The sequence below is a fragment of the Streptomyces sp. NPDC090106 genome (assembly GCF_044747265.1).
Classification (GTDB): domain Bacteria; phylum Actinomycetota; class Actinomycetes; order Streptomycetales; family Streptomycetaceae; genus Streptomyces.
In genome coordinates this window covers 1,093,253-1,117,846 of the sequence record NZ_JBIVDS010000001.1, presented here as the reverse complement: position 1 = coordinate 1,117,846, position 24,594 = coordinate 1,093,253, and the positions used below count along the sequence as shown (strand labels likewise).

The 24,594-nt window shown below is 69.9% G+C and carries 21 protein-coding genes; 8 read left to right on the top strand and 13 right to left on the bottom strand.

The features are described from left to right. Positions 1-606: 606 nt before the first annotated feature. Positions 607-5,190, bottom strand: a complete 4,584-nt coding sequence (locus ACIPSE_RS04985) for an FtsK/SpoIIIE domain-containing protein (protein ID WP_401657435.1) — start codon at positions 5,188-5,190, stop codon at positions 607-609. A gap of 357 nt (positions 5,191-5,547) precedes the next feature. On the opposite strand from ACIPSE_RS04985, the gene ACIPSE_RS04980 reads away from it, so the two are divergent. The 5 genes from ACIPSE_RS04980 (at position 5,548) to ACIPSE_RS04960 (ending at position 9,205) form a co-directional block, all read left to right on the top strand. Beyond that, complete coding sequence (locus tag ACIPSE_RS04980) at positions 5,548-5,847, top strand: WXG100 family type VII secretion target (RefSeq protein WP_401657433.1); 300 nt, start codon at positions 5,548-5,550, stop codon at positions 5,845-5,847. A 97-nt stretch (positions 5,848-5,944) separates the two neighbouring features. Continuing rightward, positions 5,945-6,250 (top strand): hypothetical protein, encoded by a 306-nt coding sequence (locus ACIPSE_RS04975; protein WP_401657431.1) that lies wholly within the window; start codon positions 5,945-5,947, stop codon positions 6,248-6,250. A gap of 2 nt (positions 6,251-6,252) precedes the next feature. Beyond that, complete coding sequence (locus tag ACIPSE_RS04970) at positions 6,253-7,569, top strand: putative T7SS-secreted protein (protein WP_401657429.1); 1,317 nt, start codon at positions 6,253-6,255, stop codon at positions 7,567-7,569. After that, complete coding sequence (locus tag ACIPSE_RS04965; protein WP_401657427.1) at positions 7,569-8,303, top strand: hypothetical protein; 735 nt, start codon at positions 7,569-7,571, stop codon at positions 8,301-8,303. The genes ACIPSE_RS04970 and ACIPSE_RS04965 overlap by 1 nt, the downstream gene beginning before the upstream one ends. Then, positions 8,300-9,205 (top strand): hypothetical protein, encoded by a 906-nt coding sequence (locus ACIPSE_RS04960; RefSeq protein WP_401657425.1) that lies wholly within the window; start codon positions 8,300-8,302, stop codon positions 9,203-9,205. The genes ACIPSE_RS04965 and ACIPSE_RS04960 overlap by 4 nt, the downstream gene beginning before the upstream one ends. A 69-nt stretch (positions 9,206-9,274) precedes the next feature. Here the strand turns inward: ACIPSE_RS04960 and ACIPSE_RS04955 are convergent, their stop codons facing one another. The 8 genes from ACIPSE_RS04955 to ACIPSE_RS04920 form a co-directional block, all read right to left on the bottom strand. After that, positions 9,275-9,973: a hypothetical protein gene (locus ACIPSE_RS04955; RefSeq protein WP_401657423.1), complete on the bottom strand. Its 699-nt coding sequence runs from the start codon at positions 9,971-9,973 to the stop codon at positions 9,275-9,277. Positions 9,974-9,990: 17 nt separating this feature from the next. After that, positions 9,991-10,854, bottom strand: a complete 864-nt coding sequence (locus ACIPSE_RS04950; protein ID WP_401657421.1) for a hypothetical protein — start codon at positions 10,852-10,854, stop codon at positions 9,991-9,993. A gap of 17 nt (positions 10,855-10,871) precedes the next feature. Further along, positions 10,872-12,119 (bottom strand): hypothetical protein, encoded by a 1,248-nt coding sequence (locus ACIPSE_RS04945; protein WP_401657419.1) that lies wholly within the window; start codon positions 12,117-12,119, stop codon positions 10,872-10,874. Further along, positions 12,116-12,394, bottom strand: a complete 279-nt coding sequence (locus ACIPSE_RS04940) for a hypothetical protein (protein WP_401657417.1) — start codon at positions 12,392-12,394, stop codon at positions 12,116-12,118. Before ACIPSE_RS04940 ends, ACIPSE_RS04945 begins: the two co-directional genes overlap by 4 nt. A 543-nt stretch (positions 12,395-12,937) precedes the next feature. Next, positions 12,938-14,017: a hypothetical protein gene (locus ACIPSE_RS04935; RefSeq protein WP_401657415.1), complete on the bottom strand. Its 1,080-nt coding sequence runs from the start codon at positions 14,015-14,017 to the stop codon at positions 12,938-12,940. Next, a complete protein-coding gene (locus tag ACIPSE_RS04930) occupies positions 14,014-14,685 on the bottom strand; it encodes a hypothetical protein (RefSeq protein ID WP_401657413.1) in 672 nt (223 codons plus the stop codon). The genes ACIPSE_RS04935 and ACIPSE_RS04930 overlap by 4 nt, the downstream gene beginning before the upstream one ends. Before the next feature lie 219 nt (positions 14,686-14,904). After that, on the bottom strand, positions 14,905-15,087 hold the full coding sequence (locus tag ACIPSE_RS04925) for a hypothetical protein (protein ID WP_401657411.1): 183 nt from the start codon (positions 15,085-15,087) through the stop codon (positions 14,905-14,907). Then, on the bottom strand, positions 15,084-15,323 hold the full coding sequence (locus tag ACIPSE_RS04920; protein ID WP_401657409.1) for a hypothetical protein: 240 nt from the start codon (positions 15,321-15,323) through the stop codon (positions 15,084-15,086). Before ACIPSE_RS04920 ends, ACIPSE_RS04925 begins: the two co-directional genes overlap by 4 nt. 163 nt (positions 15,324-15,486) lie before the next feature. Between ACIPSE_RS04920 and ACIPSE_RS04915 the strand changes: the two genes are divergently transcribed. Further along, complete coding sequence (locus ACIPSE_RS04915) at positions 15,487-15,765, top strand: winged helix-turn-helix domain-containing protein (protein WP_401657408.1); 279 nt, start codon at positions 15,487-15,489, stop codon at positions 15,763-15,765. A gap of 99 nt (positions 15,766-15,864) precedes the next feature. Here ACIPSE_RS04915 and ACIPSE_RS04910 read toward each other — a convergent pair whose 3' ends face one another. Further along, positions 15,865-18,240 carry an endonuclease/exonuclease/phosphatase family protein gene (locus ACIPSE_RS04910; RefSeq protein ID WP_401657696.1) on the bottom strand — a complete coding sequence of 792 codons (2,376 nt, stop codon included), beginning with the start codon at positions 18,238-18,240 and terminating at the stop codon, positions 15,865-15,867. Between the two features lie 334 nt (positions 18,241-18,574). Here ACIPSE_RS04910 and ACIPSE_RS04905 point away from each other — a divergent pair, with 334 nt between their 5' ends. Beyond that, the gene (locus tag ACIPSE_RS04905; RefSeq protein WP_401657406.1) at positions 18,575-19,051 is read left to right on the top strand and encodes a hypothetical protein; all 477 of its coding nucleotides are present in this window, start codon (positions 18,575-18,577) and stop codon (positions 19,049-19,051) included. Here ACIPSE_RS04905 and ACIPSE_RS04900 read toward each other — a convergent pair. From ACIPSE_RS04900 to ACIPSE_RS04890, 3 genes are all read right to left on the bottom strand, one after another. Then, positions 19,014-20,345: a hypothetical protein gene (locus tag ACIPSE_RS04900; protein ID WP_401657404.1), complete on the bottom strand. Its 1,332-nt coding sequence runs from the start codon at positions 20,343-20,345 to the stop codon at positions 19,014-19,016. The two genes, ACIPSE_RS04905 and ACIPSE_RS04900, sit on opposite strands and share 38 nt — an antisense overlap. 73 nt (positions 20,346-20,418) lie before the next feature. After that, positions 20,419-22,521 carry a hypothetical protein gene (locus tag ACIPSE_RS04895; protein ID WP_401657402.1) on the bottom strand — a complete coding sequence of 701 codons (2,103 nt, stop codon included), beginning with the start codon at positions 22,519-22,521 and terminating at the stop codon, positions 20,419-20,421. 59 nt (positions 22,522-22,580) lie between these two features. Next, positions 22,581-23,453 (bottom strand): hypothetical protein, encoded by an 873-nt coding sequence (locus ACIPSE_RS04890; RefSeq protein WP_401657400.1) that lies wholly within the window; start codon positions 23,451-23,453, stop codon positions 22,581-22,583. A gap of 404 nt (positions 23,454-23,857) precedes the next feature. On the opposite strand from ACIPSE_RS04890, the gene ACIPSE_RS04885 reads away from it, so the two are divergent. Beyond that, complete coding sequence (locus tag ACIPSE_RS04885) at positions 23,858-24,577, top strand: hypothetical protein (protein ID WP_401657398.1); 720 nt, start codon at positions 23,858-23,860, stop codon at positions 24,575-24,577. Positions 24,578-24,594 lie beyond the last annotated feature (17 nt).

Genomic DNA, 24,594 nt, shown 5'->3' with positions numbered 1-24,594 from the left:
CCGGGCTCGGTCCCCTGCCTGTCGTCCTTGATCCCGTACCTCAGTACCTCACGAACAAGGTGAGCAGCAGCGCGCCCACGGTGAGGGTGGCGGCGAGTCCGACGGCCCACAGGTACGGATACCGCTCGCGCACCCGGCAGGGGCCGCCCACGCCGTAGCAGCCGGAGTCCCGGTCGCTCCGCCGCTTGGGCCGTGCCGTCGTGCCGATGACCCCCGCGACCAGACAGCAGGCGGCGAGCCCGGTCGGCGAGGCCGCCGTCCAGGCGAGCGAACAGGGCTTGCTGCTCCTTCACTTCATCCGGGTCAGCGGAGCCGGCCGAACGAGCGGGGCCAGTGGTGGCGTCGCACCGACGGGTGGCCGCGACGACGTACGCCCCGCCGGGCCACGAGGGCGCCGAGCCGCCCCGGATGCCGGGGCGCAGCGCATGTCGATGAGAACCAGCGGCAGGAGGAGGACCACGAGGACCGGCGGCACCAGTCAGCCGAACACCCGGTCTCCGAGGCTCATCCTGGTGCGGTCCGCGGACGGAGGCCGCCCCGGCCGGTGTGCGCAGCGCAGCGCACTCCGAGCCGCGCGAGGCCGCTTGGGACGGGCCGAACCTTCGCTCACCCCGGTACGACCACCGTGCGCAACTCCCCGTCGCCCAGGTGCAGCATGCCCTTGCCCGGGGTGACCTGGCCGCCGACCAGGCCCCGGTTCAGGCGGACGCCGATCAGGTCGCCGGAGGACGTCTCCTGGGGGGAGAGCAGGATGCCGCGGCGGGCCTTCTTGGCGTCGACCTGCCAGCCGGAGAAGCCGGAGCAGACGTCCTCCTCGTCACCGGCGATGACCATGGCCAGGCCGCGCTCGGCGCCGCGCGAGATCAGCTTCTTGAACTGGCTCGCGGCGTCCACGTCCTCCAGCAGCTCACCGTCGTCGATGAGGACGACGATCGGCTCGTCCAGGGTCGGTTCCGCGTCGTCGATGAGCTCCTCGAACTCGTCCTCGTCGATGTCGTCGCCGGTGTACACCTTCAACACGCCGTCCGTGCCGTCCAGTTGCCGCAGCGGGGACTGGCGCGGGGCGGCGACGACCAGCCGTACGCCCTGAGCGAGATAGGACTGCGCGAAGTTCCACAGCACCGTCGAGCGGCCCGACTTGGCGGGACCGGCGACCACGAACGTCGGGACGCCCTGGGCGAGGTCCGGGCCGAAGCCGACGATCTCGTCGCCGCCGATGCCCACCAGACCCCACAGCTTGGCGCGGGACGCGTCCGGGTCGCGCATCTCCCACGCCTCCGGGAAGGAGATCCGGCTCGGCAGGCTGTCCACGCGGAACGGCCGGTGCGTGCGCGGCACCGCCGCGTCCCGCGCCGCGGCGGCCTCGCCGATCGCCGCGATCGCCGCGGCCTGGCCCTGACCCGTGGTGTCCTCGGCGAGCAGCGCGAACTGCGTCTCCGTACCGAACTCGTTGCGGTAGGCGCGCCCCGGCGGGATCTCCTCCGGGACCTTGCGCAGCGGGATGCCGAGCGCGGAGAAATCGCTGCGGTCGGAGAGCCGCAGACCGTACTTGTCCTCGGTCAGGGTCGCGATCCGGCCCACCAGGAGGGTGCGGTCACCGGTCAGGATCAGATGGATGCCGAGGCTCGCGCCCTCCCGCATCATCGTCTGCAACTCGTCGGTCAGCGACCCGTGGTCGACCTCGCCGAGCGTGGGGACCCAGCCCTCCCAGCGGTCGAGCAGGACCACGATGTGCGCCAGCCGCTCCTCCTCGGCGACCGCGGCCCGCTGCTCGCCGATGTCCGCGAAGCCCTTCTCCGACAGCAGGTTCTGCCGCCGTTCCATCTCGCCCTTGAGCCGGTTGACCAGACGGACGACCCGCTCGGTCTGGTTGCGCCCCACGACCGCGCCGCAATGCGGCAGCCGGGTCAGGGCGTTGAGGGCGCCGTTGCCGCAGTCGATGCCGTACATGTGGAGGTCGGCTACGGAGTGCGTACGGGCGAGGGAGCCCGCGATGGTCCGCAGGACCTGCGAACGGCCGCTGCGCGGCGCGCCCCCGATCATCAGATGCCCGAACGTCGCGAAGTCGATGACGACGGGACGGCGTGCCTGCTGCGCGGGCAGGTCCTCGACACCGTAGGCGGCGGGCGGGAGTTGACCCGCGCCGCCGCTGAACGCGGGCACCGGGACCTCGTCCAGGAGCAGCGTCTCGTCGAGGGCCGGCAGCCACGGGCTGTGCTGCGGCGGGATGCCGACGACCCGGTTGGCGTCACGGATGGTGTCGACGAGGACCTTCAGGTCGGTGATCTCCTCGTCCTCGCGCGACTCCGCCTTCGGCTTGACGAGCGCCGTCCGTCCCAGGTCCTCCCAGGACAGCGCGCCCACCCACGGCATCAGGACGGCAGGATCGGCGGCGCCGGGCCGGCGGCCACCCACGCGTCCCGACTGGAAGGGGACGAGCGAGGCGTGCCCGAGCCGCGCGTACGCCCGGCCCGGTGTGCTCTTGGAGATGTGCCCGGCCTCGGGCGAGTCGATGACGTCCGAGGACTCGCCGCCGTCCGTCACGCGCAGCGCGATCCGGAGGTTGGTGTTGGCGCGGATCTCCGGCGACACGACACCGGAGGGGCGCTGCGTGGCGAGCAGGAGGTGGATGCCGAGGGAGCGGCCTCGCTGCGCGATGTTCACCAGACCCGTGACGAAGTCCGGCAGGTCACGGACCATCGACGCGAACTCGTCGATGACGATGAGGAGTCGGGGCACCGGCTGGTGGGACGGATCGCGCCGCACCAGGTCCTGGTAGTCCTCGATGTCCTTGGCGTCGGCGGCGGCGAGGATGTGCTCACGGCGGTGCAGTTCGGCGCCCAGCGACTCCAGCGCCCGTTCCACCAGGTGCGCGTCGAGGTCGGTCACCATGCCGACGGTGTGCGGGAGATGGACGCAGTCCTTGAAGGCCGCGCCGCCCTTGTAGTCGACGAGGACGAACGTCATGTTCTCCGGCGTGTTCGCCACGGCGAGCGCGGCGACGATCGTCTGGAGCAGCTCCGACTTGCCCGAACCGGTCGTACCGGCGATCAGGCCGTGCGGCCCGTCCTTGCGGATGTCGATGCCGAACGCGCCGTCGTAGGACTCGCCGATGACCGCGAGCGTCGACTGCCCGCCCATCCGCCAGCGGGCCACGATCGCGTCGCTGGTGGGCGGTTCGAGCTGGAGGACGTCGAGCAGCCGGGACGCGCCGGGCAGCGCCGAGTCCTCGGTCTCCCCGCTGATGTCGCGCAGCGCGGACAGGGAGCGGGCGAGCCGCAGACACCAGGCGGGGGAGACGAAGTCGGGCCGTACGTCCTTGATGCGTTCGGCGCCCGCCTCCTCCACGCGCAGCCGCAGCCGGTCGGCCCGCGCGGCCTGGGCGGTGTCGTCGGTGCTCTGGTGGTGCCAGGCATGGAAGGAGGGGAACCCGCCCGCCACCTGCTGCTGTTGGGCGGCCTGCTGCGCGAAGTCGTACTCCTGGGCGGGCGGTTCGGCGACGACGTACGCCTGGCACTCGCCGGGCAGGAACCGTTCTTCCGCGTCCAGGCAGAGGGCGTAGACGGAGACGGCCGGTCCCTCGCGCAGGATCCGCACCACGCCGGGCAGCGACCGCAGCCGCCGCGAACCGTCCCAGACGACGACGATGTCCGGGTCGCTGAACGCCGTTCCCTGGCCCTTGTTCTGCTCGGCGGCCTTCTTGCGCGCGTCGAGTATCTGGGTCAGTTCGCCGATGCGGGCGCCGACGGTCTCGGCGTCCGTGCCGATGAGCAGGTTCACGTCCTGGCCGGAGCCGGGCCGGGAGTGCGGCAGCCAGCGGGCCCAGTCCCAGGACTCCCGGGCGGAGTTCTCGCTCAGGACGTAGAACTGCACGTCCATCGGGCTGTGCAGGGCGGCGGTCTGCGCGATGGCCCAACGCCCCATGGAACGCGCCGAGTCGCCGGGTCCGGCCATGCCGATGACGCCGAGTCCGCGCAGGTTCAGCGCGACGGGCGCGTCCTCGATCTTCCAGGTCACCTCCCGCTTGTGGTCGAGCTGTTCGGGGTCGTCGAGGACGACCTCGGAGGGGAGTTGGCCGGTGCCGACGCGGATGAGGAGATGGTCGCGGTCGGTGCGGCGGCGCTCCCACAGCCGGGTGCGGGGGCCGGTGCCGAGCGAGAGGACGGTCGCGGGGTCCGGGACGGCGTGCCGCCGGTCCTTGCGCTCGGCGGTCAGCGCGTCCTGGGCGTCCTGCTCGATCTTCTCCTTCTGCTCCTCGTACTCCTTGACCTGCTTGGCGTGCGACTTGCGGCCGTGCTTCTTGTCGTTGAAGTAGTTCGCGAACAGGAGGATCGGGCTGAGGCCCGCCATGATCAGGTAGTACCAGCGCTGGAAGATCAGCACCGAGACGACCGCGCCGACCAGCGGCGTCATCGCCATCAGCCAGGGCAGCGGCCGGGCCTCGTACTCACGCGGCTTCGACGGCAGCCGGAACCGGGTCTGCCGCTCCGGCGGGCGCAGCCGCGGGGGCCGGTTGTAGTCGAGGCCGACGCCGTCCTCCGACCACTTGAGCGCGGCGTTCGGCGGTGCGTAGCGGGCGAGTTCGAGCAGCGTGTTGCCGACGGCGATCTGTCCGCCGAGGGGCCAGTCGGTCTTCTCGCCGTCCCCTTCCAGGGGTTCGCCGTCGAGGGTCACGGGGACGGTCTCGTCGTCCTCGTCCTTCTTCTTCACGTGCACGGCGACCTGGCAGGTGCCGTCCGTGGTGATGGAGAGGGTGAGGGCGCGGGCGTCGACCTCGGGGTCGTCGACGCGGACGTACGACGCCGGCCCGCTGCCGATGTCGTACCGGCCGACGCCGAGCCGGTGCACGAAACCGGCGACCGGGCCGCCGACGACGCGGAGTTCGACGAGGCCGGTCGGTTCGCCGGGCAGACACCCGGCGGGGTCCTGGAGGGAGACGACGGCGCCGTCGCGCAGGGGCGAGTTGACGACCGTCGCGGACGGGTCGACGCCGTACCCGTCGACGTAGAGGAGCGGCGCGTTGTTCGCCGGCGCGTGCTGCCCGATGGGGATGACCTGCGCCCCGCTCACGCCGACCTGCTTGGCCAGCTCCTGCGCGATGTCCCCCACGGTGGACTCGGGATCGGCGTCGAGTACGACGTCCGCGGTGCCGCCGCCGAACGGATCGACGACGGTCAGAGTCAGGCGCACGCTATGTCCTCCCCACGGCCACTGTGGCCCCCGTGGCTGCTTCTGCAACGCAGGCCACGGTCCTCAGCGACGATATCCGCTCGGTACGGGGGGTGGGGAGCGGGCCGGCGCCCCGATCACGGCCGGGACGCGGATCCGTGCGCTCCCCTTCCCGATGGCAACGGCGTGTGCACGAGTTCACGACGTCTTGTTCACAACGGGGGATGTGACACCTCAGGTCCCACCCGTAAGCTGCTGTCGCAGGAGCGGACGATCACACCGGGGGCCGCGGGCGGTCGCCGGGGGCGAACCGGTTGATATCCGCAAACAGGGAGCCACGGGGGTAGGCCCTGCGGCGTTGTGATGGGGAGCGGCTTCATGGCCAAGGACCTTGACGTTACATATCAGGACATGCGCGATGCTGCCAAGCATGTCGTGAAGGAGAAGGAGAAGCTCCAGGAGAAGCTGGACGGACTGAAGAAGTACATCAACAACCTCGTCCAGTCCGGCTACGTCACCAAGAGCTCCTCCAAGGCCTTCGACGAGAACTTCGACGAGTTCGTCCGCGGCACCAAGGACACCCTCGACGGCCTCGACGGCATGGGCGACTACCTGACCATGGCGGCGGACAAGTTCGAGCAGATCGACGACGAGCTGGCCAAGTCGGCTCGTAAGTGACGCTTCGCTGACGTCGCAGGTAGGTGCGGTGGACACACGTGGTGTCCACCGCACCTGTCATGTACTCACGTTTTTTGTAGGGACGCACGGGGGCAACATGAGTGACTTGTCGGCCGACTACGCGACGCTGAACCGCGTGCGGCACAGCCTTGATCACATAGCTGAACTGATGAAGAAACCCGGCCGGGAGATGGAGCACGTCACCGGCGACTCCATGGGTGTTCCCAAGCTCGCCCAACGTATGGACGACTTCGGCGACGAGTGGTCCTACGGGATAAAGCAGTTGACGAAATTCTCGGAGGCAGCCTCCAAGGCGCTGCTCAAGGTCAAAGAGTCCTTCGAGAAGCTGGACGACGAACTCGCCGATGCCAACCGGAAGCAGGGCAAGGGGGGCAGGAAGTAGTCATGCCCCAGGCGCAATTGGAGGACTTCCCGGGACTGGGCTTTGTGCCCTGTCCTGGCGATCACGCCGTTGCCGATGACGTGGCCAAAACGGTCCGCAGGACGGCGAAGGCGCTCAGCGAGATCTGCCAGGTTCTGCATGGGACCGGGGTCGGCGACTGGAAAGGGAAGGCCGCAGAGGCATTCCGGGAGAAGTTCGACGACGAGTTCCGTCCACGCATGGACGAGGCCCGCGACTCGTTCGGCGACGCCGCCGGTGCTCTTGAGGACTGGGCGGACTACATGGAGCGCAAGCAGGCTGCCGCCGTTCGTCTGGAGGGGCAGGCGGCGGAGTTGGACAAGGACCTGGGCAGCGCGTACGAGAAGGCCGACAAGCTCAAGGATGCCGACGCCGACAAGAACGACACCCAGGACCGCAAGGACAAGCTCCAGGACGCCAACCGCGCGGTGAACACCAAGAAACTAGAACTGGACGCGCTGCGTGACAAAGGCCGTCGCATGGCCTCCGACTACCGGACGTACGGGGAGGAGATCGCCGGGCGACTGAAGAAGGCCATGGACATCGCCCCGAACGAACCCGGAATGTGGGACAAGCTCGGCGACGCCATCTCGGATCTCGGCAAGGCCCTCGCCGATCTACCGGGACAGGTGGGAGACCTGCTTTCCGATATCGGGGACTGGATCAAGGCCCATGCGGACTGGATCACGGTGGCTGCTTCGGTCATCGGTGTTGTGGCGATTTTCTGCCCGGTGCTCGCGCCGCTGGCGATCGGACTGAGCGCCGTGGCGCTCTTCGCCCATGCGGCAGCCTATGGAGTGGACGGACTCTGGCCGCCCACGGGCGAACGGATCGGTAACTGGCTCACTCTGGGTGGAGACATGCTCGGCATGGTGCCCGGCGTCGGCGCCGCGAAGGCAGGCATCATGGCCGGCGCCAAGGCAGGGCGTGGAGCAGGCGGACTCGTCAACGGCGCCCGAGTCGGCATCAGGACGGGTAGCTCCGTGGCGAAGAACGCGATGAAGGCAGCCGATCCGGTCGCTGCCGTGATCGACAAACCCGTCATGGCGGCTGCCGCCAAGCTGGGCCTGTCACGCGGCGCCGCCCTCACGGCAACCGAAGGGGTCCAGGCCGCCGCACAGCTGGCATGGACCGCGCCGACCGCGATCAACGCCTATGAGACGAGCACCGGCCGCTACGACGCCGCCACCTGGGGCACCGGCGTCGCCAACATCGCCACGGGTGCCGGCGGCGGCAAGGTCGGAGGGATCGTCGCTGTGGGCAGTGCGATCGGTCTGGGTGCCTGGGAGCTGACGGACTGATGACACCGACCGAGTCGTATGCCGCGGCCACGCTCTCCGGCGCCACCTCTGTGTCGCCTGCCGAGGTGCCGGACTTCTGGTTCGAACTGCCCCCTGGATTCACAGAGTTCGACCTTGCCGAGGAGCCGGTATCGCGTGCGCTCCGCATGACCGAGGCGATCGACGCGATGTTCGCGACCGCGACCGCGACCGCCGAGCAGAAGCTCAGCCTCATCGCTTCGGGCGAGTACATCCTGCAGAGCATGATCACGGCGGGCGCCGAGCATGTGTCGAGCTGTCTGCTGCGCATGCCCGACGGAGAGCTCTCCCAGGGCACACTGTGCGTCCTCGTCGAGCGGCCGGAGACTGGTCCGCAGGTCCAGGACCGCAAAGGTGCGGCCCGGCGGACGGCTGCCCAGTGGCACAGTCTGTATCCGGATGCAGAAGTCGGGATGGTGATGCTGCCGTACGGTATAGCCGCTCTGTGCATACGTGAACAGCAGCTCTGTGTCCCCGGCGCGCTGTTCGGCCAGGAGAGCGCCATATCCACCACGGTCAAACAGGCGCAGTTCTGCATACCGACGAAGATCGGCCCCGGATCGGTCCTCTTCGTCTTCATGACCGAGGACACCCGGCACTGGGCTGAGTACCTCGAAGTACTCAGCGGCATCATGAAGTCGGTCTCCCAGGAGGAGCCGGGCACCGAGCAGCTCTCGGGGGCCGGAAATCCGGATGCCGAAGGAACGGAGAGATGACGATGAGCGCGGTCGAGGACGAGGCGCGGCAGCGGCGTGCACGGTATCCCGGCCTGCTGGCGCTCGCGCTCGGTTGCTACGTGCTCGCTGTGATCACCGGACTGTTCCTCCTGGCGGACGACTTCAGCCCGGTCGTGCTGGTGCCCCTGTGGATCGTGCATGCCGTGCTGCTCGTTGTACTGCTCCGCAAGCTGGGGGCCAGGGAATCGAGCACTTACGCCATGCTGTTCATCGTGGCCGCGTCCGTGATGTCGGTCTACATCGCCGACATGGCCCGTGACGGTCTCACTCTGCAGCGGCGCGGCGAGAGGATCACGGCCACGGTCGTACGCGAGTGGCGCGACCCGGCGCAGGGGCGCAAGGCCCGCGACTATCACTACGAGCTCGAGCGGCAGGACGGTACGAAGGTGCCGGGGCCGGCCCTGCGGGAGTCGAGCGACCGCTACGACGTCGGGCAGACCGTGACGGTGATCGCTGACCCCGAGGGCGTACTCCGGCCCCGGACACCCGGCGAGGCGGACGCGACCGGAGACGCGCTCGGAGCGGCGGGGTTCGCCCTCGCCGCACTCGGCTCCGTCGGCTGGATGACCTGGCGCGGATCTGACGCGGCCAGGCGCCGGACCCCGCAGAAGAGGGCGGGCGCCTGGCGCAAGGCGTACAAGACTGTGACCCGCGACCGGTCAACGGCGCAGGAACAGGAGGCGAAGCTGCGTGAGGTGCTGCGCTCCGCCCCTACCGACCGTCGCGGTTACATCAAGGTGCAGCCCGAGGAATTCCCTGACCTGACACACGGGGAAGCCGCCCGGATCGCCTGGGAGGCGGGGCTGAAGGCGGAAGCGGTGGGAAACCGGGGGTCGTGGCGTTTCGGGGAGCGCGTGGTCGAGGAGGTCCCGCACGACTGAGCCGGCTCCGAATGGTCCGCCACCGGCGTGGGCCGAGGTCTGATCGAGCCCGATCGGCCACGGCTCAGCTCATGTGGTGGTCAGGCGTCCGGCCCCCGGAACCTCTTCCGGCGTCTGCTCCGGGTCGGTGAAACTGACCGTGCGGAGGATGAGTGACGTCATGTCGCAGATCTCTCCCCAGTGGTCCATGGCTGCTGTGTCGAGGGTGAAGACAGCGGTGAAAGGGGCGTTGGGGAAGGGGACGAGGATCTGGATCTGGCCGGTGAGGAGTTTTGCCTCCTCGCCCGAGGCGGTCAGTTCCGCGCCGATCGTCACCTCGCGGATCGTGATGTTCGATACGGCGGGGCCGCAGGGCAGAGTGATGCGACGGGTATCGGTGAGCGGATCGCGGGAGAGGCCCAGTGCGATCGCCTCGACGGCCTGTTCGGGTGTCCTGTGCGAGGACTCGACGCCGCCCACGGTGAACGAGACGTGCACGATGCCGCCGTCGTCGTCGCCGAAGACGCCCATGGCCGAGTACGCCAGACCGAAGTCCGCGAAGACTTCGGTGAGCGCGGCGTAGAAGGGACCCGCCGAGTCCCAGATGTGGCTGTCGCCCTCGGGGAACAGGCCGCGGACGAACTCGTCCGCCGCGGCTCCTCGTTCGTCCGGATCGGCGAGCACGGGCAGGGCGTGGAAGCCGTCCGGGGCCACGAACCACATGGGGGGTATGGCCGGGTCGTCGATGACGATCGGTATGCCGGACGCGTCGTTGGTGTCGGTGGTCACGTTTCTGCCTTGCCTTGTCACATGTCGCCGGGGCGCGGTGTGGCGTCCCTGCCGCTCTCGTCCATCACGAACCCGCGGGATTCGGAGACGACGCCTGGTGTGGTGCCGGGAGCTGTCGACTGAACCTTCACCAGCCCACTCGGCAGTGCGGTGAGCACGGGCGGTTCGGCGTCGGCGGGCAGGGCGGCGGTGAAGTCCGCGACCCGCTTCTGCTGCTCCGCCGACAGCTCGGATTCCGGCAGACGGCGGTGGCTCCCGGTGAGCAGTCCGACCAGCTCTGTGGTGCGGGAGGACAGACCCGTGGTCAGCCGTACCCAGGAGCCGTCCTGGAAGCGGAGTCGGAAGTCCGAGCGGCCGATGCTGAACTGCCTGACCTCCGCCCCAGCGATGTCGTCCCGCGAGCATTCCCACAGCAGGTCACTGGCGCCGAGGAGGAGGACGCGCCGGGTGGTCAGTACGATCCTGGTGTCGTAGCCCCGCGGGCGGCGCGACGGGTCGAGCTGCCAAGGGAGTGCGCGGGCGGTGTCGCCCGCGTCGGCCCACATGACGGGGAAGTCGTCGACCTCGTTCTCCCGTTCCTCCAGCTTTCCGCGGCCCGGTTCCGGGTTGACCGTGCTGCCGCCCAGCAGGTCGGAGACGATCCCTCCGACGACCGCGAAGACGCCGGACACGGCACCCCCCGCGTGTACTCCTGCCTTGCCGGGGAGGCCGCGTACCGCGAACGCGGGACCTGCGGGCCAGTCGGGCAGCTCGGGCTCGATGTCGTTGCGGCGGCGGTCGCGGAAGGACCGTCGGCCCTCCACCGAAGCTGCGGTGCCGGTCGCGAACGAGACCGGGTAGCCAGCGAGTTCCGTCTCGCCGGGTTCCGGATGCCAGGCCATGGGGAGTTCCGTCCTCGTCAGGAAGCGACCGCTGCGTCGAAGCGGTCACCGGGGTTGATGACGTCGCCGATGTGCTGAGGGATGGACACCAGCTTAGGAGCGATTTTGAGACCCGCGTCGATGCCCCGTCCCAGGTCGCTCATCGGGTCGATCGCCCACCGCCCCCTGCTGGCCAGATTCAGGCCCCGGGTGCCGAGCCACTGGCCGTTGTGGACGGTCTGTTCGGCAACGAGGGTCATGCGGCCCATGAGTCCCTCGGCCTTGATGAGGCCGCCACCCTTGATGCCCCACAGGCCGATGTTCTTGCCCTTGACGGTGAAGTTCACGGCGCCCGCGACGTTGTCGCCGAAGCCGATGATGTTCCGGCCGATGGTGTTGACGCCCCGGAAGCCCGCTCCCAGCTTCGTCGCCCTGGTCACCGCGACCGCACCGTCGGCCACCTTGACGCCCTTCGCGAACGCGCCGATGCCGGGGACCGAGCCGAGCGCGTCCAGGCCGATGCTCAGCCAGCTCACATCGGCCCCGCCTGCCTTCGCCAGGAGATGGCCGATCAGGGCCAGGCCGCTGGTCACCACCGCAGCCGTGGCGAAGATGGCGCCCAGGGGTGGGAAGGGCATCGTGATGATCGCCAGCATTCCGAGGATGCCGCTCAGGTCGCCCATGAAGTCCGCGATCGTCTTGAACAGCTCGGCGTTGTCCTCGACCCAGCCCTTCACGTCGTCCCAGAAGCTGTCCTCAAGGTCGTCGTCGAGCTCGTCGCGGATCTTGCCGGCGAAGTGCGAGGCCCGCTCGTCCCGGTCGGAGACGATCCGGCTGAGCTGGAGCCGGAAGTCCGTGAGCGGATCATGATCCGTGCCGCTTGGCGAGGGGTTCGGTTCCCCGGCCGATGCCTTCTTCTTGTCGGCGTCGGCTTCGTCCTGAGCCTTCTTCGCCTGGGCCAGAACCTTGTCGGCCTGGATCTGGAAGTCCTCCAGCTCGCCGGCCCAGCTGGTCAGGTAGCCGTGAACGCGCTCGTACCGCTCCGCGACCTTGACCAGCCGGCCTTCCAGCCCGCCGGCCTCCTCGCGGAGGGAGGCGACGTACTTGCCCTTCAGTTCGTTGTCGTCACCGATGCCACGCAGCAGCCCCGCCTGCTCGCGGAGCGAACCCGCGACGGCCTTCATGTGTTTGACCTCGCCGCGTATCTCGTCCGCGTCACCCGGTACGGGATCCGATTCGGCGAGGGGGTGCCAGTCGCGGGGGCGGGTCTTGGGAGCCGTCGTCACTTCTTGTTCCTCTTGCGCAGTTGCTTGGCGAGCTCGGCGTCCAGCCCCGTGAAGCCGTCGATGGTGGCGTTCACCAGCTTGCCCACGGTGTCGATGTTCTCCAGCAGGCTCTTGCGGTGTTCGTCCCAGTTGTCCACGAATTCGTCCATGGCGTCCGTGACGCTTCCGGAGCCCCAGTGCTCGCGCATGCCGTCGCGGCGATTCCCCAGGTCCTTGAACTCCTTCTTGATTTTCCGCAGCCGGGTTTCCGACTCGACAAGAAGGTCGACATTCACTACGAGATCTGAGTCATTGGCCATTCTGATTGCTCCGGTACTCGGGTCGCTCCGGCCGAGCCGGGCCTCTTCCATTGAGGAGATCGCGGTCGGCACCGGTCCAGGTGCGCCCCACTGCGGACTCCCCGTGAGGCATGAGTTCAGTCGAGGGTTCTGACGGTAGCGGTGGGGTTCGTGTTCTCGCCAGGGCGAACTTCTCTGTGAACAGGTGCGATTCGGAATAAATGGGTGTGATTCCAGGGTGGTGCACGCTGCGCAACGCCGGACCGGCAGGCCGTCCGGTCGACCCGTCCTGGATGTCGCCGCGCTGAGGGATCCGGAACCGTTTGTCGCCCGCCACGGCCGGAGGCGCACCTCGCGGCGGAGCGGAGTAGCGGTTCCTCGTCGGCCGCGGGCTGCCGGCTCATCAGCACGCCGTCGCGGGTGTGAGGGGTTCGGGGGAGAACTGCGCGGATTTCCCGAGCGGCAGCATTTGTGCCTGATCTGGCGTGGTTTATCGGTTTGGTCGGATCCTGCGTCTTCTTTGAAGGGCCCAAGAGTTCGTCAGCGGTTGACGGACTGGATTTCCTGGACCGTCACGTCCTGTGTCGTTCCGAAGGTGCCGTTGGGGAGGTCGCCGCCGGCTCCGCCTGTGCCGGTCCAGGTGATGTCCCAGGTGAGGGTGGCCCGGAGCTCGAAGGTGCCGTCTCCGGAGGAGCGGAGGTACTTCAGGCCGCAGGGTGGGGTCCGGTCCGACTTGCCCTTGGCGTAGGGCTCGCCGATGGAGCCGTCCGCGTTGATCGCGCACTCGCCCGAGGCGGGGTAGGCGACGGCGTCGTCCGTGCCCGGCTCCAGCTTCAGGGCGACCGGCTTGGCCGTCGTCGTCGCCGAGATGTTGAAGCCCGGGACGTTCACCGCCGCCGTCGCCTGGACCTCGTCGAAGACCGCCTTGTCCAGCCAGGCCCAGGTCGGGAGGTTCACTTTGGTCGTCACCGCGGGGGCGAGGGTGACCTTCGTGTCCGGCAGTTCCATGTGCTGGTAGGCCAGGGCCGCCAGGATCTCCGGCCTGATCGCCTGCGGGTAACGCGCCGGTGGGGCCTCGCCGTTGTCCACCCAGAAGGGGAGGTCGGTGCAGGACATCCGCTTGAGCGCGTCCGTCTCGTTGGGGTTCTCGACCCCGGCCCAGAACATCCCCTCGCCGTCCTTGTCGACGTTGTAGTCGTCGTAGCCGGGGGTGTCCGTCCAGCCGTAGCCGTCCTCGTAGTGCCGCTGCACCTCGCCGATCGCCGAGCCCGCGGTGCCGCCCATGCCGGGAGAGCTGATCGCGTCCCCGATCGACTGGGACATCTTTTTCTTGAAGTCCTTGGCGCCGAGATAGGGGGCGTACCAGCAGGGCGGGGGCGTCCAGTTGACGTCTGAGGACGTGACGTTGCCGGTGCCGCCGTTCTTGGCTACGGAGCCGGAGTACTGGATGCTCGCTGCGGCGTGGATGCCGGTGTCGTCGCTGCCGGCCGACTGCTCTGTGGAGCTGCCGTCACCGAAGCCGGTCCCTTCGCCGGCATAAGCCGGTTCCGCGAGCGTGACGATGCCGAAGCTCAGTGTCAGGGCTGTGACGCCGAGGAGCGCGCGTCGAGACCTACTCACTGGCACTTCGCCGCCTTCTCCTCGACATACACCTTGGAGGCCTGCCAGAGGGTGTCGGACGTCGCGACCTTGACCATGATGATCTTGAAGTAGCCGAAGTCCGTGATGCTGGGCGTGCCCTTGATGACCTTTCCGGTCTTGACTTCCTTGGAGTAGAACTTGCTTGAGTCCACGCAGAACGCGACCTCCACGGCGCTCCCGCTCGTGGTGGACCGGGTGCTGACGTCGTAGTGGCGCCGGGTGCCGGTCGCTGTCCAACCGTTTTTGACCCGATCGCCGATCTGCACCTCTGCGTAGTGCAGGCCGCCGCCGGTGGAGTAGGTGGCGATGGCCGCGTCGTCGGCCGTGCGCTTGACGACGCCGTGGTAGATGGCCCGGATGTAGTTCGCGGCGTCATCCATGGCCGCCGCCTCGTTCTTGTCCTTCGGCTTGTCCCAGTCGAAGACCAGATCGACGTCCTTGGGCAGCGACACGTCCACCCCGTCCGGCTTGTCCTCGGACGGGGCTCCGGAGGCGGATGCCGATGCTGACGGGCTCGCGGAGCTCTGGTCGGCTCCTGCGATCTTGTCGTTGGACTTCGAACCGTCGTCCCCGCTGCCGCAGGCTGTCAGGAGCAGTGCGGTCGTTGCGGCGAACGCGGCAGCAACGGGCAAAGAGCGGCGCTTCACTGTGGACTCCCCGTGAGACATAAGTTCAGTCAAGAACTCTGACGGTATCGGTGGGGTTCTCGTTTTCGCCAGCGTGAAGTCTTCTGTGAACGAGGGCAATTCGGGCTGTATGGGTTGTTGTGGGTATCGGATGTGTCCTGATCGTGCCCGAACGGGCGACGGCCCGGACGCGGGGTGTGTCGCGTCCGGGTCGTCGTCGGCGTAGCGGGTTTCGGTTCGCTATTGCGGTGGCGGCGGGAAGAGGTCCAGCACGTCCGGCAGGGGCGGGTAGCCGGGCGCGCACTCGGTGCAGGCGTAGATGTTGAAGCCCGGGCCGGTGGCCGAGTGGATCTCGCCCACCAGGACCGGTTCGGTGGTTGTGCGCTCGCAGCGGGCGCACATGCGGATCGGGGGCCGGGTCATCGGATGATCGCCGGGATGCGGATGCCGTGGATGTGCTTGGGGCCGATGTCGATTCCCGGCGGGATGTCAGGGTGGAGCGTGCGGGACGCGGGGCCGACGAGTGGGGCGGCGAATCGGGGTGGCGGCACCGGAATGAAGCGCAGGGGCGGGTCGGCGTCCAGGCGGTGACGGCCCCGGGGGACAGGGGCGCAGATGCTCAGCATCCACGTGATGAGGCGGACGGTAAGGTCCAGCATGTCGACGCTCCTCAGAGGCGTTGGCCATGCCCCGGGACGGCTTCCCTCCGTCGCCGGGGTTTCTTCGACGTCCGGCACGCTACAGGGTGCACATGTGTGGTGTATAGCGGTGAGGCGCACTCCACCCTGCCGTGCTATGCGATGGTGTCGTACGTTGTTCGATATGACGCCGGAATCAGGGCAGTCCCCGATCGACCCGAACAAGATCGCGTATGTCTACATGCAGATGGCCGACCACATCGCTGAGCGGATCTCCAAGGGGGAGCTGCGTCCCGGTGCCCGACTGCCCGGTGAACGTGATCTCGCGGCGGAGTACGGGGTCGCTCATCTGACCGCTCGCCGCGCGACGCGCGAACTCCGCGAACGCGGCCTCGTAATCACTCTCCCTGCTAAGGGCACGTTCGTCGCGTACCCCGAGAGCGGCGACTCCGTGGAGGAGTGACGCCGTCAGGAGCAGGGCGGCCGGCGGGGCGAAGCCCGCGTAAACGGCACGGTCCCGGACGCGCATGCCTCACGGCGCGTCCGGGACCGGTCCCCGCCCCTACCGGCAGCGGTTGACGTCGATGCGGACGATCTGGGGGTCGTGGTCGCTCGCCTGGTCGGCGAACTCGGCGTTGATGTGGACCACGTCGTAGTCGAAGTGCGTGACGGCCGGGGTCGTCAGGGTGTGGTCCAGGGTCTGGGAGTTGCCGTCGTAGACGTAGGTGTAGCGCTCGGCGACGGGGAGGGTGGTGACGAGGTCCTTGAGGACACCGCCGGAGGTGAGAGTGGTGACCGTGTCCGAGAACTCGTAGTCGTTCAGGTCACCCAGGACCACCGCCTTGGCGTTCTTGTCGGCGGTCAGGAGCGACTTGACGAAGGTGTTGACCTCCGCCGCTTGGAGCGCGCGCTGGGTCTCCGAGCTGCGCGTCGGGGGCTGGTAGCGGCTGTGGAGGGACTGGTCGCCGCCCTTGGAGTTGAAGTGGTTGGCAATGACGAAGATCGATTCGCCGTGGAAGACGAATTCGCCCACCAAGGGCTTGCGGCTGCTGTCCCATGCCGTGCTCGTGGGGTTGATGCGGCCGGGGGAGTACGTGAGCGTCGCGCCCTTCCTCGTCTTCACCACCGTCGTGGCCGTCGTCGCGTCGCCGCCCGCGCGGTCCACGAACGAGACCCGCTTGGGGTTGAAGAGGAACACCTGGCGGATGTTGCCGCCGGGCTCGCCGCCGTCCTGGTTGTTCGACGGTGAGACGTAGCGCCACGAGTAACGCGGGCCGCCCGCCGCGACGATGGCGTCGGTGAACTTCTTCAGGGTGCCCTCGGCGGTCACCGTGCCGTCGTCGGTGGCGCCGGTGTCGTCCTGGATCTCCTCCAGGGCCACGACGTCGGGGGAACTGAGGTTCACCGCGACGCCCTTGGCGAGGCGGTCGAACTTGGTCTGGTCGTCCGAGGGGTCGAGGTTCTCGACGTTGTACGTCGCCACCGCGAGCTCGTCGCCCTTCTGGCGGCGCGTGATCTCCTGCTTGAGGCCCTTGCCGGCCAGGACGCCGAGCTGGGTGGCCTGGACGTTGTAGCCGCCGTAGGTGGAGTAGTCCAGGGGGCCCGTGGTCACGCCGGCCAGCTTGTCGCCCACGTCCGCCGTCGGGAAGTCCGTCGTCTTGTCGAGGGACATGACCTCCACACGGCCGGTGTTCTGGCCGGCGTAGGAGGAGTAGAGGGTGCCGCCGCGCTTGGTGGGGTGCTCGTCCGGCTTGACCGTCACCCACAACTCGTCGTACGCGTCCGTCGCGCCGACCACGCGCGCGTCCGAGAACGTCGTGCGCATGCCCTCCAGGGACTCGTAGAAGTCCAGGGCGTAGGTGGTGGGTTGGAGGGTCAGGGACTCGATGCTGCCGCCGTCCGCGGTGGGCGCGTACGCGTCGGGGACCGAGGTCGCGTCCAGGGTTACGGGGGCCGGGAGTTCGTTGCCGGAGGAGAGGACCGTGGTGACCGGGCCGGTGATCTCGGTGAGCGACTGCTGGCCGCTCGCCGGGTAGTACTCGCTGACCTTGCCGGTGACCAGCACCGAGTCGCCGACGGCCACGGCCGGGGCGGCCGAGCCGGTGTAGACGAAGACGCCCTCGCTGGTCGCGGGGTCGGAGTCCGCCTGAGGGTCCTGGATCCAGAAGCCCTTCGAACCGGACGTGCGCACGCCCGTGACGATGCCGGGGACCCGGGTGACCGCCTTGCCCGCGTACGGGGACAGACGCGTGGTGCCCTGGATGTCATGGACGCGGACCGTGCCGGGGTCCGTGGAGCCGCCGCCCCCGCCACCGCTGCCGTCGCCCGGATCCGGGCTCTGGCCCGCCGAGTTGACCGGGGAGGGCGTGGCCGCCGCGAGGTCGGTCGCGTTGTCGTCCGTGTCGGCGAGGCTGTCGGCACGGGCCACCGAGGCCGTGTTGGAGGCGCCGGTCGCCGGGCCGCTGCCCTCACGGACGACCGCGGTGCCGTAACCGACGATGTCCACGACCCTGCTGTCCGCCGTGCAGTCCGCGGCCGTCTTGCAGGTCAGCGCGGTGGTGCCGGAGACGAGGGCGATCGTGCCGGTGGTGGCGCTCATCGCGATCGAGCCGGAGGCGTCGGGGGTCGGGAGGGCGGTCGTGCCGCCGGTGCCCGTGCCCTCGCCCACCAGGTAGCGGTTGCCCGCGGCCAGGGCGCCGCCGAGGGCGGTCACCTGCCACTGGGAGGACGCGGACGCCGAACCGGGCAGGTACTGCACGCTGTAGCCGGACAGGTCGAAGACCTCGGAACCCGCGTTGGCGAGCTCGACGAAGTCCTGGGTCAAGGTGGCTCCCGAGTTGCCTCCGCCGCCGTACACCTCGGAGATCACCACGGTGGCCGACGGGGCGGCGTACGCGGCGGGGAGGGCGGTGACGGCGAGTGCGCTCGCCGCGCTCACGGCGATGAGCGGGTACGCGGCGCGGCGGGCGCGCGGGCTTCTTCCATCGGGGGTCGACACGTCGACGGTCTCCTCGGGTCGGACATCGGCGCCGGCAACGCGCCGTCGGACGGGGGTGTTTGAGCCGTGCTGTGGGGAGTTGGCTCAAGTTACGCGCGTAGAAAGGGCGGTGCCAAGAGGGCGTAGGTTAAATCCTGGGAACGGGAGGGTGCGGTGCCCGCGGGGTGGGGACGGCTCCGCCGCCCCGGGAAGCCGGGCCGCGAGACGTCGGCCCTGGCCGACTGCCGTGCCCGTGCGCCGAGTTGGCGCCTCACCTGCGTTAACCTCCTCCGTCATGCACATGCGCAAGGTGGGGATGGGGTTGGGCGCGGCTGTCGCCGTGGGCGGGCTGCTGGGGGTCGGTGCGCTCGTCGCCGTGAAGTCACCCGTGGGGGAGCTGCTGCTCAGGTACGGGTGCGGCGGTGACGAGGAGCAACTTGGTGAACTCCTTGCCGCGGAAGGCGTTCTGGAGGACGCCCCGGACGGCGCCGCCCTCGACGGGGACACGTACCGCACCTGCGACGACGACGATCTGTTCGTGGCCGTCGGGAGGACGTACGCGTACTCCGGCTCGCGGGCCTCGGCGCTCGACCACTACAGGGCCGCTCAGGGGTGGAACACCGTCGGTGGCCCGGGCGACGGATGCTTCAGCAGGCCGGTCGGGGTGCTCGCCGGGGACGTCACCGCCTATCTGACCGTGGACGGGCCGCGCGAGGGCACGTTGCGCGTCGAGATCATCGCCGATCGGGGCGGGAGCGCGTGGTGCGGGTGAAGTCGCCCCTCGCCACCCGCGCCGACAGCGTGTCACCGTCGCTCAGCAGCGAGCCGTAACCCGTCTCCGCCCATACGCTGCCAGGGACTTCGAGGTACGGGACCCCGTCCGTGCCCGTGAGGACCTCCGGTGCGCGGCGGGCCCGCAAGGCCGTCGCGCAGGTCGCGCACACCGCCACCCGGGCCCGGTCGGGGCGGCCCGGCGGACGCCAGGTCGCCCGGCGTTCCGCCCTGCCGTGCAGGGGGTTGAAGAAGCACAACGGGAGGGGCGTGGCCTCTGACGCGGCGTCCGGGAGGGGCGTGGACCTCGTTCCGGTCTCCGGGAGGGGCGTGGACGTCGATCCGGTTCCCGGGAGGGGCGTGGACGTCGATCCGGTTCCCGGGAGGGGCGGGGACGTCGATCCGGTTCCCGGGAGAGCATCTCGGCCCTCCGCGGCCAGGGCCAGGACACCCGCCAGGTCCGGCGCGTCACGCGCCGCGTCCAGGACCTTGCCCGCCTCCGCGTACGCGTCCAGGGCGCGGGTGTCGGTCACCTCCGCGGCCAGGACCGCCTCGCCGAGCGCGATCACCTCCGCCTCCGCCCGCCGCCGCAGCGCCGATTCGTCCGCCGCGCGGGCCGCCTTGAAGACCGACGGGGACGGGGTGCGCGCCGTCGGCCGGGCGGTGCGGTGCCGTCGTACGAGGAACAGGGCGGCGCAGGCCGTCAGCAGCAGCGCGAGCAGGGCCGTCCCGGTCGTCGGCCACCCGGACTTCTCCTCCTCCGCCGGGGACGGTTCCTCCGAACGGGGCGTGTCCAGTGACCGGGTCGCCTTCTCGTACGTCTCGGTGCCGTTGCCCTCCGCCACCAACTCCACCGCCTTGGACGTCAGGTCCGCCAGACCGGCGTCGCGCGTCTCGTCGAGGAAACCCGCCGCCGCCACCGCGTCCCGGGTCTGGTGGGTGTCGCTCGGCCACTCGTAGCCGTTGAGGTAGTCGGTGTACCGGCCGTCCGTGGTGATGAGGACGAACTCGCGCAGATCCAGGCGGTCGTGGACGACCGAGGCCAGGGTGTCCGCCTCGCCGTCGAAGGAGTCCCCCTTGGTGAGGGGGACGAGGACCACCTTGACGGGCAGGCCCGTCGCGGCGATCTGCTGCTCCAACTCCCGCTGTCTGGACGGTGGTACGGCGCCCTCGTACGCCTTGTCGACGTACACCGGTGAGGAGCGCAGGGCGTTCGCGATGCGTTCGCCGGGGCTGGGCGGGCCGTCGGCGGCACGGGCGGTGCCACCCGCGAGGAACAGCAACAGGATCGGCATCAGGACCGGGATCAGGACCGGCAAGAGGGCCGGTGCCGGTGCGGCCGCAACTCCCCGTCCGCGTCCGCTTCGGCTACTCCGCATATGTCGCCTCCCGTACCCTCCGGCCGAGCTTGGTGAAGCCGTCGGGGGTGGCCGACAGCAACTCGTCCTCGTAGTAGGGCGTCCCGTCGGGCGGCAGTCTCAGCAGACGGGCCGGGATCCGGTGCGGGTCGTCCAGGCAGACCGGGCAGAGCGGGAGCATGCGCCTGCGCGTGCTCCCGGCGGAGACACGGACATGGCGGCTGGTGCGCGCCGGGCCGTGCAGGGGGTTCACCCCGCAGCACAGCGTGCTGTCGTCCCCGGCCGTCGCGGCGCGCGCCGCCCGGGCGAGGACGATCACGGCGACCAGGGCCGCGGGGGCGAGATCGTCGAGCTCCTCGCCGTGGACCAGGAGTATCGCCGCGTCGTAGCGGTTCCGGGTGCGGGTGTCGGCCGTCTCCTCGTCGAACTCCGCCGTCATCGCACGGAGTTCGGACCGGGCCGTGGCACGCAGATACGACTCCGCCGGCTCGGCCGGGGAGGACAGCGGCAGGGCGGAGGCGGTGAGCGGGGCCGGGTGGCGGCGCAGGCCCAGTCGGCGGGTGACGCCGAGCGCGGCGGCCGTCAGCCCGAGCAGGGCAGCCGCCGCGAACGTGCCCATGACGAGGCCGGGCGTGAAGTCGTCGGCGGCGTAGAGCGACGGGAGGTCGTCCTCGTGGACCGGGTCCGTCACCGGGTACGGGTCGCCCGGCGTCGTCGGCTCGTCGGTGCGTTCCGTCCTGTCGAGCAGGGTCATGAGGGAGTCGAGGCGCTCGCCGAGACGGTGGTCGTCGGCGGCGTCCGCCTTGTCGTCCCCGTAGGAGATGGACTCCGGAAGGTCGAACAGGAGGCTGTAACTGTCGAGGGCCAGGCCATAGTTGAAGACGTCGATGTAGCCCGAGAGGGGGTCGGCGACGACGTACACGCCGTCCTCGCCGTCGAGCTTGTCCCGGACCGCGTACGCGAAGTTCTCCTCGTCCGCGCCGGACTCGTCCTCGTACAGCTGGGGGACGAGGAGGAGACGGACCGGGCCGCCGCCCTCCGATCTCCCGAACGCCTCGATACGGGTGCGGAGTCGCTCCACCTGGGCCTCGTCGAGGGCGCGCGGGCTCTCCGGGTCCTGGTAGACCGCGTCCCGGGCGAGGCCCTCGGCGACCCGGTCGATCCGGGCGTTGAGGTCGATCGCGCGGGGGCGGGGGGACGCGCTCGACGTCGTCTCGTCGAAGACGTGCGGCGCGGTCACGGCGATGGCGAGTCCGGTCGCGACGGCGGCGGTGGGGAGGGCGAGTTTCGTCCAACGGCTGTGTGCCGTTCCCTTCTTGAGGGACACAGGTGCCCCGGGGCGACGGCGGCGCCACCGCCGTACGTAGGGGACCAGGAGGACGAGTGTCAGCGGGGCGCCCGTGATCGCGAGGCCCGTCAGGAACGCCTGGTTGTCGCGGTCGGTCGGGCCTATGTACAGGTCGGCGGGCTCGCTGTCGGCGTCGCGTGCCGCCCGCGCGCGGGCGGCGGCCTTCTCGGCGCCTCCGGCGACGACGTCCACGAACCGCTCGAAGCTGCGCAAGGGTCCCGCGTCGTAGGGGAGTTCGTAGAAGGCGACGGTCACGGCGTCGTCCGCGGGGGCGCTCACGCCGTACGCCGTGGCGTCGGTGACCGTCGAGTCGTCGAGGAGGACGTACAGCCCGTCCTCGCCGAGCCGGTCGTGGACCGCGCCGAGCAGTGCCTCCCCGTCGGAGGTCCCGGTGGCCCCGGAGGGCAGGACGAGGACGTAGGTCGGGACACCGGTGCGGTGCGCGAGCCTCTCGAAGGACGGGGTCGTCGACTTCGGAATCTCGCGCGGGAGTTGGTCGGTGACGTAGACGGGGTCGGCGCGGAGCCGCTCCGCCAGGTACGCCGCCTGGGTGTCGGCCGCCGCGCGCGCGGACGGGGTGGCGGTCGCGAAGAGCGCCAGCAGTACGGCGAGTCCGCCGAGCAGCCGCGCCCCTCTTCTCCCGGTTCCCCCGACTCTTCTCCCGGTTCCCCCGACCCTTTGCCGGGTCCTCTCGACCCTTTGCCGGGTCCTGTCGACCCTTGCCGCTCGCATCGCCGGAAGCCCCCGTTCCCCGCCTGCCGTCACGCGCGGCACTCTACTGGGAGGGTTCGCTAGTGCGAAACACCGTCCGGAGAGGATCGGGTTCAGCCGTGCAGCAACTTCTGGAGCTGCGGCGAGAGTTCGGGCACCTGGGCGCCGGCCGCCTGGGCGGCGGTGATCGCCTTGACGTACTCCGTCGCCTCCGCCCGGAGCCGTGCCTTCTCGCCGCCCTGGTTGCTGCCGATCAGCCAGACGACGATCGCGAGGGGGATCAGGGCGAGGGCGCCGTAGCCGAGCGGTTCGGTCTCCGACCAGGCCCAGCCCGCGCCGATGACGCCGGCGATGACCAGGAGGCAGCCCGCCTCGTCGTGCCAGCCGCCGGTGTCGGCGACGCGCTCGTACTCGGCGACGGCGGCCGGCTTCGGCGGGACGGGCACGGCGGAGGCGGAGTCCACGGGTGCCGCGGGCGCCTCCACCGTCGGATACACCGGGATCGGCAGCACCGCCTTGCCGCCGCCCTGTCCGGCCTCCGGCCGCCCCTCCAGCCACGGCGGCACGTGCGTCGGCGTCATCCCGTGCGCCCGGGCCCGGCCGAGGACCTCGCGGTACCCGGCGAGGGCGGGATGCTCCATCTCGCGCCGCCAGCCCTTGCGGACGTGGACCAGCGCGGCGACGGCCGCGATCAGGGGAGGGCCGGCGAGCGCCGCCGCCTTCGGGCCCAGCGCGGGGACGCCCACGGCCGCGACGACCCAGCACACGACCGCCACCAGGGTCAGGCCCGCCACCCAGGCCAGCGGCCGGTGCTGGGCCGCGTGCGCCGCCTCGCGCCGCTCCGCCAGGAGCGTGGTGACCGCGCGGTCGTCGGTGTAGTCGACGCCGGTGCGCGCGCCGATCTCCCGTACCGCGGTCAGGAGCCGCTCGTCGGAGGAGAGCGCCGCACCGCCGATCGGGAGGAGAACCGTCTCTGCCTTCGCCATCGCCTGATGCCCCCGTGTCGTGAAACCGAGCAGAGATCATGGCACGCGGCCCTGGCGGCTTCGTGAGCGAATCGTGCAGGCCTCATGGGCGGGGCGTGACGGACGGTGCCGCGGGGGCGGTGCGGCGCACCCGCGGCCGATTCGCCGCTGCACAGGCAACCGCCCTGTTCCGGCGGGTGCGTGTGCGGGCCCGGAGCGGAAGAAGTTGCAGATGGATAACGAGGTACGGGGTGGGGAGCGGGACTTCGGACGTGCCTTGAGGGGCTTATGTGCGGCTGATACGGTGCGATGGCTTGACACTCACCTCTGCGATGGCTATTCGCGTAAGTCGAGTAGACCTAGGTGAAGTGTCCCAATTTGCATGTCATTTGACAGACTTTTCTTGGGTTACGGGGAGCGGTTGCGTGAAGATCCAAGAGCGTTCGGGGGCGGCTCAAGGGCGTCCCACGGCTCCGGTCCAGCCGTCGGTCGGTGACCGGCTTCCCACCCCGCCTCGCGAGCGCAAACCCGCGCTCGCGGCGCTGGCGGTGCTGTTGATCCTGGTGGGCGCGCTGGGGGCGACGATGCTCGTCCTCCAGGCCGGTGACCGGGTCGAGGTCGTCCAGGTGACGAGCGACATCCAGCCCGGCGAGTCGGTGGGCGACAGCGTCACGTCCGTGCTGGTCGCCGACGACAGCGCCATCAACTACGTGCGCTGGGACCAGCTCGCCGCTCTCAAGGGTCTCAAGGCCAAGTCCACGATCTACAAGGGCACCGTCGTCATCGGCGACATGTTCACCGAGAACAGCGAGGCCACCCAGGGCAAGACCCTCGTCGGTCTCGCCCTGAAGGCGGGCCAGTTCCCCTCCGGACTGAAGATCGGGGACACGGTCGCGGCCTACCGCGTCACCGACGGCGGCTCCGGCGGCAACAGTTCGGCCTCGGCCACCGGTGACAACTCGGTCATCGTGGACAGCGCGATCGTGGCCACCGTGCCGCAGGCCGGCGGCGACGAGATCGTCAGCAGCGCCAACCAGTCGTACACCCTCGCCGTCGACAACGACCAGGCCGGCGCCCTCGCCCAGGCCGCGGCCAACGGTGAGGTCGCCCTCGTCCTCGTCCCCAGCAGCAACAGCAGCAACTAGAAGGCAGGCGGCCCCAC

What these genes read in the sequence shown, in the direction of transcription:
- ACIPSE_RS04960 (WP_401657425.1), top strand. Translation starts at nt 8,300, where the DNA reads ATGACGATGAGCGCGGTCGAGGACGAGGCGCGGCAGCGGCGTGCACGG.
- ACIPSE_RS04970 (WP_401657429.1), top strand. Translation starts at nt 6,253, where the DNA reads ATGCCCCAGGCGCAATTGGAGGACTTCCCGGGACTGGGCTTTGTGCCC.
- ACIPSE_RS04915 (WP_401657408.1), top strand. Translation starts at nt 15,487, where the DNA reads ATGACGCCGGAATCAGGGCAGTCCCCGATCGACCCGAACAAGATCGCG.
- ACIPSE_RS04925 (WP_401657411.1), bottom strand. Translation starts at nt 15,087, where the DNA reads ATGACCCGGCCCCCGATCCGCATGTGCGCCCGCTGCGAGCGCACAACC.
- ACIPSE_RS04900 (WP_401657404.1), bottom strand. Translation starts at nt 20,345, where the DNA reads ATGCCGATCCTGTTGCTGTTCCTCGCGGGTGGCACCGCCCGTGCCGCC.
- ACIPSE_RS04950 (WP_401657421.1), bottom strand. Translation starts at nt 10,854, where the DNA reads ATGGCCTGGCATCCGGAACCCGGCGAGACGGAACTCGCTGGCTACCCG.
- ACIPSE_RS04905 (WP_401657406.1), top strand. Translation starts at nt 18,575, where the DNA reads ATGCACATGCGCAAGGTGGGGATGGGGTTGGGCGCGGCTGTCGCCGTG.
- ACIPSE_RS04920 (WP_401657409.1), bottom strand. Translation starts at nt 15,323, where the DNA reads ATGCTGGACCTTACCGTCCGCCTCATCACGTGGATGCTGAGCATCTGC.
- ACIPSE_RS04890 (WP_401657400.1), bottom strand. Translation starts at nt 23,453, where the DNA reads ATGGCGAAGGCAGAGACGGTTCTCCTCCCGATCGGCGGTGCGGCGCTC.
- ACIPSE_RS04980 (WP_401657433.1), top strand. Translation starts at nt 5,548, where the DNA reads ATGGCCAAGGACCTTGACGTTACATATCAGGACATGCGCGATGCTGCC.
- ACIPSE_RS04965 (WP_401657427.1), top strand. Translation starts at nt 7,569, where the DNA reads ATGACACCGACCGAGTCGTATGCCGCGGCCACGCTCTCCGGCGCCACC.
- ACIPSE_RS04975 (WP_401657431.1), top strand. Translation starts at nt 5,945, where the DNA reads ATGAGTGACTTGTCGGCCGACTACGCGACGCTGAACCGCGTGCGGCAC.